This window comes from Amycolatopsis methanolica 239 (assembly GCF_000739085.1).
Classification (GTDB): domain Bacteria; phylum Actinomycetota; class Actinomycetes; order Mycobacteriales; family Pseudonocardiaceae; genus Amycolatopsis_E; species Amycolatopsis_E methanolica.
Genome location: NZ_CP009110.1, coordinates 4,481,809 through 4,496,477 on the forward strand (window position 1 = coordinate 4,481,809; position 14,669 = coordinate 4,496,477).

The window sequence follows — 14,669 nt, forward strand, 5'->3', positions numbered from 1 at the left end:
CCGGGCCAGTGGGCGTCGTGCTCGTGGTGCAGGCCCTCGTGCTCAGCCTGTTGTCCGGGCGGTACGGGTTCCACCGCGACGAGCTGCACTTCCTCGCCGCGGGGAAGCGGCTCGCCTGGGGATATGTCGGCCAGCCGCCGGTCACACCGTTGCTCGCCAGGGCCGGAACCGCCATGTACGGCGACAGCCCGGCCGGTGTCCGCGCGCTGGCCACGGTCGCGGCGCTCGCCGCCGTCCTCCTCGTCGCGCTCGCCGCCCGCGAGGTGAGCGGCGGGCGCAGCGCCCAGACCCTCGCGTCGGGCGCGGCGGCGCTGTCCTCGTTCGTCCTCGTCGTCGGCCACATGCTCGGCACCGCGACTTTCGACCTGCTGGCGTGGGTGGCGATCGGGCTGTTGGCGCTACGGCTGCTGCGCACGGGCGACGGCCGGTGGTGGCTCGCGATCGGCGCGGTCGCCGGGGTGGGCCTGGCCAACAAGTGGCTGGTCCTGCTGCTCCTCTCCGCGGTCGGGGTAGCCGTGCTCGTGACCGGGCCGCGGCACGTGTTCCGCAGCGCGTGGCTCCCCGCGGGCATCCTCGTCGCCGCGGTGCTCGCCGCGCCGGTCGTGTGGTGGCAGGCCACGCACGGCTGGCCGCTGCTCACCGTCGCGGGCGGCATCAGCGAGGACGACGGCGCCGAGAACCGCATCCTGTTCGTCCCGCTCCAACTGGTCTACCTGTCGCCGGTGCTGGTGCCAGCGTGGATCGCCGGGATGGTGCGGCTCTCGGCGCGACCCGCGGCTGCGCTGGGCCCGCGCGCTCGTCGTGGCCTACTACGTGGTGTGCGTGGAACTGCTGGTCCTCGGCGGCAAGCCGTACTACTCGATCCCGCTGCTGGTGCTGCTGATGGCCGCGGGCGCCGAACCCACCGTGCGCTGGCTCGCCTGCGGACGGCGCGCGGCCCGGCGTGCCCTGGCCTGCGCCCTCGTGGTGCTCGGGGCCGCGATGTCGCTCGTCGTGGCGCTGCCGGTGCTGCCGCCGGGCGGGCTGAACCCGGTGCTGGCGATGAACAAGGAAGAGGGCGAGCAGGTCGGCTGGCCGGAGTTCACCGCGACGGTAGCCGGGGTCTGGCAGCAGACCCCGGAGCCGCAGCGGGCCACGGCGGTGATCCTGACGCGCAACTACGGCCAGGCCGGGGCCATCGAGCGCTACGGCCCGGACCTCGGGCTGCCGCAGCCCTATTCCGGCCACATGTCCTTCGCCGACTGGGGCCCGCCGCCGGACAGCCACACCGGCCCGGTCGTCCTGGTCGGCGCGACCACCATGGCCGGCGTCCACGACTGCCGCGTCGCCGCCGAACACGACAACGGGCTCGGCCTCGACAACGACGAACAGGGCACCGTCGTCACCGTCTGCGGCGTGCTCACCCGGCCGTGGTCGGAACTCTGGCCGCAACTACGACACTTCTACTGATCCGCCTTTTCGGACACGCCCGGAATTCCCCCGATCGAGGCACTTTTCACTCTATGGTGCGCGGGCGACGCCGCGATTCGTGGAGGTGCCCATGCGTTATCAGGTGCTGCGCCCGCCGTACTGCTACCGCTGGGCCGTCCTGATCTCCGTGGTGCTCGTGACGATCTCACTGATCATTTCGCTGTCCTGGTCCGGCGCCGAAGGCAGTCCCGTCGCATCCCAGCCCGAACCCGGACAACCGGTCCGCGCCACCTCCACCCCGCCGCCCGCGCCCGGCCCGCCCGTCCGGACGACCGCCCGACCCGGCCGGTTCGTGGCGCTGACCTTCGACGACGGCCCCGATCCCGCCTACACACCGCAGATCCTCGACCTGCTCACCCAGCACGGCGCCGTGGCCACCTTCTGCATGGTCGGCGCGCAGGTGCGCCGCCACCCGGAACTGGTGGAATTGGTCGTGCGGCGGGGAATGCGCCTGTGCGACCACACGGTCAGCCACGACGAAGAACTCGCGAAACGCAACGAGGCGCGCATTTCCGCGGACATCACCGGAGCGCTGGCGGATCTGCGGCTCGCGGCCGACGGCGACGTTCCGGTTCCCTATTTCCGCGCGCCCGGTGGCAACTGGTCGGAAACGATCATCGCGATCGCTTCCCGCGAAGGGATGGCACCTTTGGGCTGGTCGGTCGATTCGCGCGATTGGACGCTTCCGGGCTCGCCCGCGATCGTGGCGACGGTGCGGCAGGCCGTGCACCCCGGCGCGGTGATCCTGCTCCACGACGGCGGCGGCCAGCGGCGGCAGACCGTCGCCGCCCTCGCCGAGTTGCTGCCGTGGCTCGTCGCGCAGGGGTACCAGTTCGACTTCCCGGCCACCTGACCCACGGATTTCAACTCACAGTTGACGCCTTCAACACGCAGTTGTAGCGTCCCTGCTCATCGTTCGATCGGGTGAGGAGATGCGATGTCTGCGAGGTCACGGGTGACGCGCTGGGGCGCGCTGGTAGTCGGCTGCCTGCTGCTCACGGCAGCCTGCGGTGGCGGGTCCGACGGCGCCGGGGACGCCGCCACCACCGGATCGGGCGTGCCGGACACCGCGGCGATCCTGCAGGGCGTCACCAAGGACCCGCAGCTCGCCGCGGGCCTGCCTGCTCCGGTCGCCCAGGCAGGCAAGCTCAACATCGGCTCGAACATGCAGTCCGCGCCGAACAACTTCTACTCCGCCGACGGCAAGACGCCCGTCGGGTTCGAGGTGGACATCGCCAAGGCCGTCGCGGCCAAGCTGGGCCTGACCGTCCAGCACACCGACATGGCCTTCGGCTCGCTGATCACCAGCCTGCAGTCCGGGCGCCTCGACCTGACGATGGCCGGGATGAACGACACGCAGGCCCGCCAGCAGCAGATCGATTTCGTGGATTACTTCACCTCCGGCATCACGATCATGGTCCGCAAGGGCAACCCGGACGGCATCACCGGCCCGGACTCGCTGTGCGGCAACACCGTCGCGGTCGTGCAGGGCACCAGCCACCAGACCTTCGCCGCCGAGCAGAGCGCCAAGTGCGTCCAGGCCGGCAAGCCGGAGGTCACCACGACGGCCACCGACAGCGACTCGCAGAACCAGAACCAGCTGCGCACCGGCCGCGTCGCGGCCATCCTCAACGACCTGCCGACCGCCGCCTACGTCAGCAAGAACGCGGGCGGCGGTGAGTTCTTCGAGGTGGTGCCGGGCGAGCCGATCAACGGCGGGCCGTACGGCATCGGCGTCAACAAGGCCAACCCGCAGCTGCGCGACGCCGTCGCCGCCGCACTGAGGGCGCTCGTCGACGACGGCACGTACGGCCGGATCCTCGACGCGTGGGGCGTCAAGCAGGGCGCGATCACGAAGGTGACCGTCAATGCCGGAAGCTGACCTGACCACCCGGGCGCCGCAGGCCGAACTGCCCATCGTGCGCCTGCGGCACTGGGGTCGCTGGGTGTCGGCGGTAGTCATCGTCGCCCTGCTCGCCGGGCTCGGCGTGGTGCTCGCGCAGGCGCAGATCCAGTACGACACGGTGCCGGAGTTCCTGTGGTACCACGTGATGCTGGCCGGCCTGCTCAACACCGTCCTGCTCGCGGTGATCGCGCAGACCGTGGCGATCGTCATCGGCGTGGTGATCGCGCTGATGCGCCGGTCGGCCAACCCGGTCGCGCGTGTCGTCGCCGCGGTCTACATCTGGCTGTTCCGCGGACTGCCGGTGCTGCTGCAGATCCTGATCTGGTTCAACCTGGCGCTGGTGTTCGAGTTCGTCTCGATCCCGCTGCCGTTCGGCGGCGGCTACCTGGTGCACGAGCCGACCAACGTCGTCGTCAGCGCGTTCGTCGCCGCGCTGCTCGGCCTCGCGCTCAACGAAAGCGCCTACATGGCCGAGATCGTGCGCGCCGGCCTGAACAGCGTCGACCGCGGGCAGACCGAGGCGGCGAAGTCGATCGGCATGACCCCGGCCATGACGCTGCGGCGGATCGTGCTACCGCAGGCGATGCGGGTGATCATCCCGCCGACCGGCAACGACTTCATCAACATGCTCAAGGGCACCTCGATGGCGTCGGTGATCGGCGTGACCGAGCTGATCCACGCGGCCAACAACATCTCGTCCAACAACTTGCTGGTCATGGAGACGCTGCTGGCGGCCGCGATCTGGTACATGGTCGTGGTCACCGTCGCCAGCGTCGGCCAGCACTACCTGGAACGCGCGTTCGCGGGCGACCAGCGGTCCGCGCTACATCGGCATGGTGTTCCAGCGGTTCAACCTGTTCGCGCACCGCACCGTGCTGCAGAACGTCACCGAGGGCCCGGTCCGGGTGCGTGGGGTGTCCCCCGCCGAGGCCCGTCGCACCGCGCTGGGCCTGCTGGACCGGGTCGGCCTCGCGCACCGCGCCGACGCCCACCCCGACCAGCTCTCCGGCGGCCAGCAGCAGCGCGTCGCGATCGCGCGGGCGCTGGCCATGAAACCGAAGCTGATGCTGTTCGACGAGCCGACCTCGGCGCTGGACCCGGAACTGGTCGGCGAGGTCCTGGAGGTGATGACCTCGCTCGCGGCCGAAGGGATGACAATGGTCGTCGTGACACACGAAATGGGGTTCGCGCGGGAGGTGGCCGACGAGGTCGTCTTCATGGCCGACGGCGCGGTCGTGGAGACCGGGCCACCCGCGCAGGTCCTGGGCGCGCCGGAGCACAGGCGCACCCGTCAGTTCCTGGCGCGCATCCTCTGATGGCCAGGATCTCGCCCAGCTACCTGCTCCAGTTCGACGAGCCCGCCGGCTACCTGGACTTCGCCCGCTACGGCCCGCCCTCGCACGCCGTCGTGGACACCACCGCGCGCCTGCTGCACGCTTCGGGCAAGGCCGGTCCGTCCACAGTGGACGACCTGATGCGGCAGGAGATCCGCGCGAAGGCGGCCGTGGCGCGGTTGTGCGGCACCGACACCGACCACGTCGTCCTGCTGCCCCACACCAGCCAGGGCCTGTTCCAGGCCGCGTTCAACGCCCCGGCGGGCGAGGTGCTGGTGTCGGCCGCGGAGTTCCCGGCCAACACCTACCCGTGGGCGCGGGCCGAGGAGGCCGGGCGGATCACGCTGCGGCGGATACGCTGCCGCCACGTGACCCCGGAGGTCGTCGCGACGGAACTGGGCCCGGACACGGCGGTGGTGTCGGTCAGCGCGGTCGACTTCCGCACCGGCTACCGCGCGGACCTCGCCGCGCTGCGCGAAACCGTGGGCGACCGGCTGCTCGTGGTCGACGGCATCCAGGGCTTCGGGGTGGTCGACGCGCCGTGGGACGCGGCGGACGTGCTGGTCGTCGGCGGCCAGAAGTGGCTGCGCGCAGGCTGGGGCACCGGGTTCGCGGTGCTGTCGGACCGGGCGCTGGAGCGGATGCGGCCGGTGCTGTCGGGCTGGACCGGCGCGCACGACGCCGGGCTGTTCGACGACGAGATCCACCCGCCGGCGGAGTTCGCGGCGTCGTGGTCGGTGAGCAACCTGAGCCCCGTGACGTCGGGCGCCTTCGCCGCGGCGCTGGAGCTGGTCGAGGAGGCCGGGGTCGCGGCCATCGAGTCGCGCATCGCCGAGCGCGTGGGCGAACTGGAGGAGATGCTGCGCTCGCTCGGCGCGGAGATCGTATCGGCGACCGACCGGCGCGCCGGGATCCTCGCGTTCAGCCTGCCCGGACACCCGGCGGAACGGGTCGGGGCGGTGCTGGCCGCGGAGGGCATCGCGGCGACCGTGCGCACCGAACACGTGCGGCTGTCCCCACACGCGTCCACGCCGGTGTCGGCCGTCGAGGCCGTCCGCACCGCGCTGGAGCATCTGTCCCGCCCGCTGCCCGCCAGCCGGGTGCCGTCCGCGGCCGCCACAGACTCGGTGCTGTCCGCGCTGGTCCCGGCGGTGAGCGGGCTGGCCGCGATGCTCGGCCCCGGCAACGAGGTCGTGCTGCACGACCTGTCCAAGCTGCCCGACTCGATCGTCGCCATCGCGGGCGGGATCACCGGCCGCGAACCCGGCGGGCCAATGACGGACCTGCTGCTCGGGCTGGTCCGCCGCGGCACGACGCACGACCTGACCAACTACGAGACCCACGGCCCGGACGGCAGGCCGATCCGCTCGTCAACGATCTTCCTGCGCGATCCGGACGGCGTGGCGATCGGCTGCCTGTGCGTGAACAGCGAGGTGACGCAGGGGCCGGCGAGCGAGATGCGGGCCGAAAGCTTCCCGCCGGACGTGGACAGCCTGCAGCGGTTCCTGGTCGACCGGGCGGTCGCGCAGGCGGGGATCCCGGTGGGGCTGATGAAGAAGAAGCACAAGGCCGCGGTGGTGCGGGAACTCGACGAGGCGGGGTTCTTCCTCATCAAGGACGCGGTGGACTTCCTCGCCGGTGAACTGGAGGTCACCCGCTACACCATCTACAACTACCTGAACGAAATCCGCGCCGAGGCATGATCGGTCCTTCTCCGGGGTAAGAGGCAGGGGTGACCGGACCGCAGAACCCGGAGAAGGACCCGCAGGACTGGACGACGGGTGAGGAGCAGATGACCGGCCCGCAGCGCTCGTACCTGCAGACACTGGCTCGCGAGGCCGGTGAGGAGCTGCCGGCGGACCTGACCAAGGCCGAGGCGTCGCAGCTCATCGACCGGCTGCAGGAGAAGACCGGCCGCGGCACGGACAGCTGAGCGCCGGACCGGCGCCGGGGTTGGGCGCCGGTCCGGGCGCCAGCGAGCAACCCGCCCTTGCGGGCGGGGCCTCCGCGTCTGGGACGCGCCCGGGGTGCCCGCCCACGGCCGCCGGCGTGGTGGCTCAGGAACCCGAAAGCGACACTCGCGGGCGTGAGCGCGGAACTCGCGCCCGCCAACGTGGGACTCGCGCCCGCCAACGTGGGACTCGCGCCCGTGAGCGTGGGGCGAGTGGGCAGGTGGCGCGGGAACTTCGGGGCAGGGGTTCGCGTGGGTGCGGGAAGGTTCATCGCACGGGTGGGGATCGTTCCACGAGGGGACATCGGGACGTCAGACCTGATCACCAGGCTGGGCGCGACTTTTCAGCCCAGGAGGCGGTGTATCCGACACAACCCCTTCCCCGGTCTCGCTCGCCGGGCCCTGCTGCAGGCCGCGGTGGGCACCCCCGTCGCGGCGGCGGCCGTGCTCGGCGCGCAGCCCGCTCAGGCCGCCGAGGCGGCGGGCGGTCCGGCCGACGCCGAGAGCCCGCGCTTCACCCTCGCGGTCGTGCCCGACGGCCAATACCTCTTCGACGAGGGCGGCTCCGACCCCGAGCCGGTCCGGGCGACCTTCCGCCACGTCATCGACCGGCGCCGGGAGGACGGCATCGTCTTCCTCGCGCACCTCGGCGACGTCACCGAGCACGACACGGCGACCGAGATGCGCCTCGCCGACGACGTCTTCCGCACGATCGACGGCCGCATGCCCTACAGCGTCCTCGGCGGCAACCACGACGTCTCCGGCGACGACCAGCGCGGCGACACGCCCTACCTGCGGACGTTCGGCCCGCGCCGTTTCGCCCACTCGGTCACCTACCAGGGTTCCTCGCCCGACGGATACAACAGCTTCCACATCTTCCGCGCCGCCGGACGGCAGTGGCTGCTGCTCGCGCTGGACTGGCGCGTCTCGGACGCGGGGATCGCCTGGACGAAGGGCGTCCTGGACGCGCACCGGGGGCTGCCGACGATCCTCACCACCCACGACCTCGTCTAGCCCGAAGACGGCGGCGGCGCGCACCTGTCCGACCACGGGCAGCACTGACGGAAACGGGCCCGCTCCCCCTGTCCATCGGGGAACGGGCCCATTTTCCGTTGCCGGCGGGCTCAGCGGAGCAGCGGCAGGACCTCCGCGCCGAGCCGCGTCACGTTCGCCAGCACCCGCTCCCGCGCGCCGGCGCCCTCGACGAACAGGATCGTGTGCGCGATGCCCGTCCGCTCCGCCGCCGCGGCCAGCCGGTCGGCGCACGCGCGTGGGCTGCCGACCGGGTGCAGCCGGCACAGCAGCTCCGTGTACTCCGCCGCGTCGCGCGGGCGGTACGGGCGGCCGTCCACCGGCACGTACCCGGCGAGCCCCTCCCGCAGCCAGCCCGGCATCGACGCGCGGAGCTCGGCCTCCGCGGCCGCGCGGGAGTCGCCCACGTGCGCCAGCACCGCCGACACGTGCGGCGCCGAGGGGTCCTGCCCGGCCGCGGCTGCCGCCTTCCCGTAGTGCGCCACCATCGCGGCCTTCTCCTCGTCGCCGATGTGCATCCCCAGCAGCATCGGCAGTCCGCGCGCCGCCGCCAGCTCCACCGTCTCCCGCGACGTGCACGCCACGGTCACCGGCGGCAGCGACACCGGCCGCGGCACCAGCGGCACGTCGCGAAACGCGAAGAACTCGCCCGCGGCGCCCACCGTGGCCGAGGAAAGCGCTTGCGCCAGCAGGTCCAGCCCCTCGGCGAACCCTCGCTCGTACCGGTCCAGCCCGGTGCCGAAGACTTCGAGGTCCACCCACGGCCCGCCGCGACCGACGCCGAGCCGGAACCGCCCGCCGGACACCCGGTCCAGCATCGCGGCCTGCTCGGCCAGCGCGACGGGGTGCGCGCTCGACAGCACGCTCACCGCCGTCCCCACCGTGATCCGCCGCGTCCGGCCCAGCGCGTGCGCGGCGAACGTCACCGCCGACGGGCACACCCCGTAGGACATGAAGTGGTGCTCGGCGACCCACGCGTCGTCGAACCCCGCCGCCTCCGCGCGCTCGACGACGTCCAGCGACCGCGCGAGCACCTCCCCGTCGTCCTGCCCCGGAAACCGTCCGGCGAGGACGAAAACCCCGAACCGCATGACGGCGAACCTAGCGCGTGTTTCGGAAGTGGCTTGCGTGGCGGTGCGGGCAGCGGCCCCTCCCGCCAGCCTGCTACCACCCCTCACGGTCGCGCTGCGCGCGGCAGGCCGACCACCCGTCGGCGCTGTCCTCGCCAGGAACCCGCCCACCCGTCACCCACCACCACCCTCAACGGACACGCTGCGCGTGACGGCCTCCATCTGCGTCACCCACCACCACCCTCAACGGACACGCTCCGCGCGGCTCCGCCCGTTCAAACCCCGCGGCGGTGCCGTGGACGACCCACCGCAAGCGGCTTCCGCCGCTGAAGAAACAGAACCTAGCGGCCCCGCCAGAACCCGCAGTGGTGCGCCGCGGCGAAGTCACCGATCGTGCGAGGGCCGTCCGGCGCGAGCGCGCGCACCTGCTCGTGCGCCGGGTCGTAGCGCGGCCAGTCCGGGCCGGGCGCGCCGGTGCGCACGAACGACGCCCAGTCGGCCACCATCCGCGCCGACAACCGCCGCTGCCCGTCGTCGAACGGCGCGTCGCCGCCGAACAGGTAGGACAGCTCCAGGCTGTGCGCGGCGCCGAGCGGGAACGGCGTGCGCGACAGCGTGTCCGGGACCGGGGCCCGCAAGTCGCCGAACTCGTAGGCGTAGACCGGGCCCGTGCGGGACAGCGCTCCCGCCATGTCCCGTGCCGGGCACGCGAACGCGGCGTCGGTGAGCGCCGCCGCCAGCGCGCGCGGGGCCGAGCCGCCGTGGGCCGCGAGCGGGTACTCGGCGGCCACGGCCGCGGCGTCCGCCCCTAACACGCGCGCCAGCGCGGCCGGATAGCCGTCGGCGGTGACCGTCTGCCCGGTCGCCGCGTACTGCTGCGCCAGGAACAGGGTGAACTCGTCCCGCGTCACGCCGACGAGCACCGGCACCTTCGCCGCGGCGCCGTCGCGCATCGCGTCGACCGGGTTGACGGGCAGCGCGCCGCCGCCGGTCACCGGGCCCGCGACCGGGACCCCGGCGAGGTCGTAGTAGCGCGGCGGGGTGAGCAGCCGGGACGGCGGCAGGGCACGCAGGCACGCGGCGGCGGTGGCCGGATCCGCGCAGCCGAGTCCCGCCGCGTACGCCGTGCTCGCCGTTTCCGCCACAGTGGCCGGTGCGTTTGCCTGGCACGGTCCGCTTTGGACGATCGCGGCGTGGAAGAGCCCGGCCGAGCCCGGCGAGACCAGGTGGTCGCACACCGACATCGCCCCGGCGGACTCGCCGGCGAGGGTGACCCGCGCCGGGTCGCCGCCGAACGCGGCGATGTTGTCCCGCACCCACCGCAGCGCCGCCTGCTGGTCGAGCAGGCCGAAGTTGCCGGTGCCGCCGTCGTGCGCGAGCGCCGGGTGCGCGAGCCAGCCGAGCGCGCCGAGCCGGTAGTTGACGGTGACGACCACCAGCCCGCGCCCGGCCAGGTCCCGCGCGTCGTAGGAGTCGCCGTTGCCGCCGACGAACGCGCCGCCGTGGATCCAGACCAGCACCGGGAGCGGCCCGACGGCGGCTTTCGGCGTGGTCACGTTCAGGAACAGGCAGTCCTCGCTGCCCGCCGCACCAGGCTGGGGGCACCGCGGGCCCGGCGTGGTGGCGTCCCGCACACCGGTCCACACGGGAGCGGGCGCGGGTGGCTGCCAGCGCGCCGCGGTGGCGTAGGGGATGCCTTCGAACAACCGGTGGCCGCCGTCCACCGTGCCACGGACCTGCCCGGCGGCGAGGGACACGACGTCCGGCGGGGCGGGCGCGGGCGCCGCGCAGGCGGCCAGGACGACGGCGAGGAGCAGGAGCAGGCGCGTCACGGTCGGGCGGCCACCGGTCTCGTCGTCACCGGTGCAGCCTAGACGGCGCGGAAACGGTGGTCGCATGTGGATTCCGCGCCGCCGGAAAATGTTTCACCGACCAATACCGGAATTCGGTTTTCCCCGGCAGCGCGGGTCGTTTTACCCACGTCGACGCATTGCCCATTCACCCGCCATTAACCGGGGGACTCTCGGTGACCACCCGGGAACAGTTCGCCGACCACAGCAGAGGGGCCGTTGCGACATTTGGCCGAACATCGTTCACCAGGTACGACGCGCAGGGTTGACAACGTCGCCCGGCTGCGGTTTTCTCCTGACACCGATCACCTGGGGAAGCCAATCACCGCGTTCCGCTTTCGCCGCGATCCCGCGCGGAACGGGGCATGGACACGAATCGGGCGGGCAACGAAGAAATGGATACAGCGGGCTCCGGCTCTGGGGCATGGCATCCGCGCGGCTGGAGCCTGCGCACGAAAATCTCGGTCGTGCTGTTGCTGCCGGTGGTGGTCGCGCTGGCGCTGGCCGGGGCGCGGGTGCGGGCCGAGCTCGCCGAGGCGAGCAAGCTCAGCGCGGTGCGTGACCAGCTGCCCGCGCTGCAGTCGACCCTGGACCTCACCGCGCTCGTCGAGGACGAGATGGTGCTGGCCGTCGCCTCGCCCGGCAGCAGCGAACTGGGCAGGCAGATCTCCACCGTCGACGCGAAGACCACCGCCGTGCAGAAGCAGGCCGAGTTCGCGCAGCTGCCCACGGACACCGCGCGGACGCTGGACACCGCGCTCGGGCGGCTCGCCGGACTGCGGATGGCCGGCGCCGCGACCGGTTCGGCGACGGTGGCGATGACCGTCGGCTACCACGACATCGCGGTGGACCTGAGCCGGATCCTGCCAGAGTCCATCGCCGCGGCGGACAGCTCCGCGATGGACACCACGGCGGCGACCGCGGGCGCGCTGATGCAGCTGCGCACCACCCGCGCGGTCGAGGAGGCGCTGATCCGCGCATCGGGCACCGGCCCGGTCAACGACACGCTGCTGGCCGCGGCCGCCCGCGCGGCCGCCGAGGAAGGCGTGCTGGCGAGCCAGGTCGAGCGCGGCCTGCCGCAGAATGTGCTCGGGCGGTTCCGGTCCATCACGGGCAGCAACAGCAACCGCCAGGCCGTCCTGCTGGACGCGCTCACGACCGGCAACGGGAGCAGGCTGCCCGGCCTGCTCACCGCGCTGTCGACCGAATCGGCGGCGCTGTCCGACCTGCTGGCGGGGCAGGTGCGCGATCTGGCGGCCACCGTCGGCGAGCGCACCAACGAGGCCCGCTCCAGCGCCCTGCGCGACACCGCGCTCGTGCTGGGCGCACTGCTAGGAGCACTGGCGATCGCGTTGCTCGTCGCGCGCTCGCTGGTGACGCCGGTGCGCCGCCTGCACGCGGCCGCGCTGGCCGCCGCGCGCCGCGAGCTGCCGGAGACGATCGAGAAGGTCCGGGCGGGCGAATCGGTGTCCTGGGAGTCGATCGAGCCGGTCCCGGTGGACGGCGACGAGGAGATCGGGCAGCTGGCGCAGGCCTTCGGCGACATGCACCGGCAGGCCGTGCGACTGGCCGCCGACCAGGCGGAGCTGCGCCGCCAGGTCAGCGAGATGTTCATGACGCTGGCCCGCCGCAACCAGTCGCTGGTCGAGCAGCAGCTCACCCTCATCGAGGACCTGGAAGCCGACGAGCGCAACCCGCAGCGCCTGGAGGAGCTGTTCCGCCTGGACCACATGGCGACCCGCCTGCGCCGCAACGGCGAGAACCTCCAAGTCCTCGCGGGCGGCAGCCCGGCAAGGCGGGACCACGGCCCGGTCTCCACCGCCGAGCTGCTGCGCGCAGCGACCTCCGAGGTGACGGACTACCGGCGGGTCACCATCGTCAACGCCCCCAACGGCGCGCTGCGCTCGCACGCCGCCAGCGACGTCGTGCACATCCTCGCCGAGCTGCTGGAGAACGCGATCCGGTTCTCCCCGCCCGAGCACAAGGTGCTGCTCACCGCCGACCGCGGCGCCGACGGCGGGCTGCTCGTCGAGGTGGTCGACAGCGGGCTGGGCATGCAGCCGGACGACCTGGCCTCGGCCAACCAGCGGCTGGCCTCGGGTGACACGGTCAGCCCGGAGACCACCCGGCGGATGGGCCTGTTCGTGGTGGGGCGGCTGGCCGCGCCGCTCGGGGTCACGGTGCGCCTGCGGCCGACGCACCCGGGCGCGAAGCACGGCGGCATCACGGCCAGCGTGCACGTCCCGGGCGCGCTGGTGCTCGCCGACGGCCTCGCCGCGACCGACCCGGCGCCCGTGCGCCGCGAGCCGGTGCCCGCGCGGGCCCGGCCGGCCGCCACGCCCGTGCGCACCCCGATCTTCGACGGAGTGGTGTCCGGGTGGTTCGCCACGCAGCCGGAGCCGGACTTCAGCAGCCCGGCCGACGACAGCTGGCGCGCCGCGGAGATCGCGACCGAGCAGCCGGTCGCCGTGCAGGTCACCAGCGCCGGGCTGCCGACGCGCCGTCCCGGCGCGCAGCTCGCGCCGGGCGCGGCGATGCCGCGGCAGGCCGCGGCACCCGATCCGGCCGGTTTCCGCGACCCGAACGCGGTCCGGAACAACCTGGCCAGGCACTACAACGGAATGCGCGCCGCCCGGGCCCGCACGGGAAACGGCAACGGGCAGGCACCACAGGGGAAGGCGGAACCACGATGACCGAAGAGCACGGCCCGGGCTGGCTGGTGTCGGCGTTCACCCAGGAGGTGGCCGGGGTCGCGCACGCCGCGCTGGTGTCCGCGGACGGCCTGCTGGTCGCGGCGAACGAGAGCCTGCCCAAGGACCGGGCCGACCAGCTCTCGGCGATCGCGTCGGGGCTCGCGAGCCTCGCCGTGGGCACGGCGGAGCTGTTCACCGCCGGCCGCGTCGTGCAGTCGGTGATCGAGATGGAAGACGGGTTCCTGCTGCTGATGAGCGTCGGGGACGGCTCGAACCTCGTCGTGCTCGCGAGCCCGGGTTGCGACATCGGGCTGGTCGGGTACGAGATGACGCTCCTGGTCGACCGCGTCGGCCGCATGGTCGAGACGCCGGCGCGCCAGGTCGCGTACCGGGCAAGGCCGTGAGTGAGCCCGACAGCTTCGGGGACCGCAGGCCGAACTCCCGCTCGCCGTCCCTGGCTCGCCCGTACGCCTGGACCGAGGGCCGCACGCAGCCCGCGGTCGAGCTGGCCATCGAAGCGCTGGTGCAGACCACGACCGAAGGCCAGACCCTGCCCTACAACCGCGCGAGCGCGCCATCGGTGGTGACGCAGCTGTGCCTGCGGCCGCGCTCGGTCGCCGAGATCGCGGCGCACCTGAACATCCCGCTCGGTGTGGCGAAGGTGATCGTGAGCGACCTGCTGGGCGCCGGGCTGGTGACCGTGCGGGACACCCTCGGCGACAACGCCACCTGGGACGAACGCCACGACCTCCTGGAAAGGGTCCTGAGTGGACTACGCACGCTCTGAGACGCGGAACCGCATCACCTCGGCCAAGCTCGTGGTGGCCGGCGGGTTCGGCGTCGGCAAGACGACGTTCGTCGGGTCGATCTCGGAGATCATCCCGCTGCGGACGGAAGCGGCGATGACCGAGGCGTCGGTCGGCGTCGACGAGGTCGGCGGGATCCCCGGCAAGGCGGCGACGACGGTGGCCATGGACTTCGGCCGCATCACGCTCGCGCAGGACCTGGTGCTGTACCTGTTCGGCACGCCGGGCCAGCACCGGTTCTGGTTCATGTGGGACGACCTGGTGCGCGGCGCGATCGGCGCGGTGGTGCTGGTGGACACGCGGCGTCTGGCGGACTGCTTCCCCGCGATCGACTTCTTCGAGACCCGCCGCCTGCCGTTCGTGGTGGCGCTAAACCAGTTCCCCGGCTCGCGGCGGCACTCGGTCGACGACGTGCGGGAAGCGCTTTCCGTCGCGCCCGGGGTCCCGATCGTCAGCTGCGACGCTCGCTCGATGGAGTCGACGAAGCAGACGCTGATCACGACGAGCGAGCACGCCATCGGCCGGATGCGGGCGCGCCTGCGCCGTTGAACGAGGAG

At 72.8% G+C, this 14,669-nt stretch carries 12 protein-coding genes and 3 pseudogenes; 13 read left to right on the forward strand and 2 right to left on the reverse strand.

Annotated elements, in window-relative coordinates; all coding sequences use genetic code 11:
* Positions 1 to 173: 173 nt before the first annotated feature.
* From AMETH_RS40605 to AMETH_RS21820, 9 genes and pseudogenes are all read left to right on the forward strand, one after another.
* Positions 174 to 551: pseudogene (locus tag AMETH_RS40605) on the forward strand (glycosyltransferase family 39 protein); the annotation flags it as partial.
* A 250-nt stretch (positions 552 to 801) separates the two neighbouring features.
* Positions 802 to 1,449, forward strand: coding sequence for a hypothetical protein (locus tag AMETH_RS40610; RefSeq protein WP_017983277.1), 648 nt, complete (start codon positions 802 to 804; stop codon positions 1,447 to 1,449).
* Between the two features lie 91 nt (positions 1,450 to 1,540).
* Positions 1,541 to 2,323 carry a polysaccharide deacetylase family protein gene (locus AMETH_RS21785; protein ID WP_017983278.1) on the forward strand — a complete coding sequence of 261 codons (783 nt, stop codon included), beginning with the start codon at positions 1,541 to 1,543 and terminating at the stop codon, positions 2,321 to 2,323.
* 84 nt (positions 2,324 to 2,407) lie between these two features.
* A complete protein-coding gene (locus tag AMETH_RS21790; RefSeq protein ID WP_038532277.1) occupies positions 2,408 to 3,352 on the forward strand; it encodes an ABC transporter substrate-binding protein in 945 nt (314 codons plus the stop codon).
* Positions 3,339 to 4,238: pseudogene (locus AMETH_RS37140) on the forward strand (amino acid ABC transporter permease); the annotation flags it as partial. The gene AMETH_RS21790 and the pseudogene AMETH_RS37140, both read left to right, overlap by 14 nt.
* A pseudogene (locus AMETH_RS21805) lies at positions 4,198 to 4,692 on the forward strand (amino acid ABC transporter ATP-binding protein); the annotation flags it as partial. The pseudogenes AMETH_RS37140 and AMETH_RS21805, both read left to right, overlap by 41 nt.
* Entirely contained in the window at positions 4,692 to 6,413 is a 1,722-nt protein-coding gene (locus tag AMETH_RS21810) for an aminotransferase class V-fold PLP-dependent enzyme (protein WP_017983283.1), read from the forward strand. The pseudogene AMETH_RS21805 and the gene AMETH_RS21810, both read left to right, overlap by 1 nt.
* Positions 6,414 to 6,442: 29 nt before the next feature.
* A complete protein-coding gene (locus AMETH_RS21815; protein ID WP_017983284.1) occupies positions 6,443 to 6,643 on the forward strand; it encodes a DUF3072 domain-containing protein in 201 nt (66 codons plus the stop codon).
* A gap of 435 nt (positions 6,644 to 7,078) precedes the next feature.
* Positions 7,079 to 7,675, forward strand: coding sequence for a metallophosphoesterase family protein (locus AMETH_RS21820; RefSeq protein ID WP_017983285.1), 597 nt, complete (start codon positions 7,079 to 7,081; stop codon positions 7,673 to 7,675).
* A 110-nt stretch (positions 7,676 to 7,785) separates the two neighbouring features.
* Here AMETH_RS21820 and AMETH_RS21825 read toward each other — a convergent pair whose 3' ends face one another.
* A complete protein-coding gene (locus AMETH_RS21825; RefSeq protein WP_017983286.1) occupies positions 7,786 to 8,784 on the reverse strand; it encodes an LLM class flavin-dependent oxidoreductase in 999 nt (332 codons plus the stop codon).
* A 320-nt stretch (positions 8,785 to 9,104) separates the two neighbouring features.
* The gene (locus AMETH_RS21830) at positions 9,105 to 10,661 is read right to left on the reverse strand and encodes a carboxylesterase/lipase family protein (RefSeq protein ID WP_223842901.1); all 1,557 of its coding nucleotides are present in this window, start codon (positions 10,659 to 10,661) and stop codon (positions 9,105 to 9,107) included.
* 419 nt (positions 10,662 to 11,080) lie between these two features.
* On the opposite strand from AMETH_RS21830, the gene AMETH_RS21835 reads away from it, so the two are divergent.
* Genes AMETH_RS21835 through AMETH_RS21850 form a run of 4 tightly spaced genes read left to right on the forward strand, consistent with a single transcriptional unit; the run spans position 11,081 to position 14,661 of the window.
* Positions 11,081 to 13,306 (forward strand): sensor histidine kinase, encoded by a 2,226-nt coding sequence (locus tag AMETH_RS21835; protein WP_017983288.1) that lies wholly within the window; start codon positions 11,081 to 11,083, stop codon positions 13,304 to 13,306.
* On the forward strand, positions 13,303 to 13,710 hold the full coding sequence (locus tag AMETH_RS21840) for a roadblock/LC7 domain-containing protein (RefSeq protein WP_017983289.1): 408 nt from the start codon (positions 13,303 to 13,305) through the stop codon (positions 13,708 to 13,710). Before AMETH_RS21835 ends, AMETH_RS21840 begins: the two co-directional genes overlap by 4 nt.
* Positions 13,707 to 14,093 (forward strand): DUF742 domain-containing protein, encoded by a 387-nt coding sequence (locus AMETH_RS21845; protein ID WP_017983290.1) that lies wholly within the window; start codon positions 13,707 to 13,709, stop codon positions 14,091 to 14,093. The genes AMETH_RS21840 and AMETH_RS21845 overlap by 4 nt, the downstream gene beginning before the upstream one ends.
* Positions 14,074 to 14,661 (forward strand): GTP-binding protein, encoded by a 588-nt coding sequence (locus AMETH_RS21850; RefSeq protein ID WP_017983291.1) that lies wholly within the window; start codon positions 14,074 to 14,076, stop codon positions 14,659 to 14,661. The genes AMETH_RS21845 and AMETH_RS21850 overlap by 20 nt, the downstream gene beginning before the upstream one ends.
* The last annotated feature ends 8 nt before the right edge of the window (positions 14,662 to 14,669 follow it).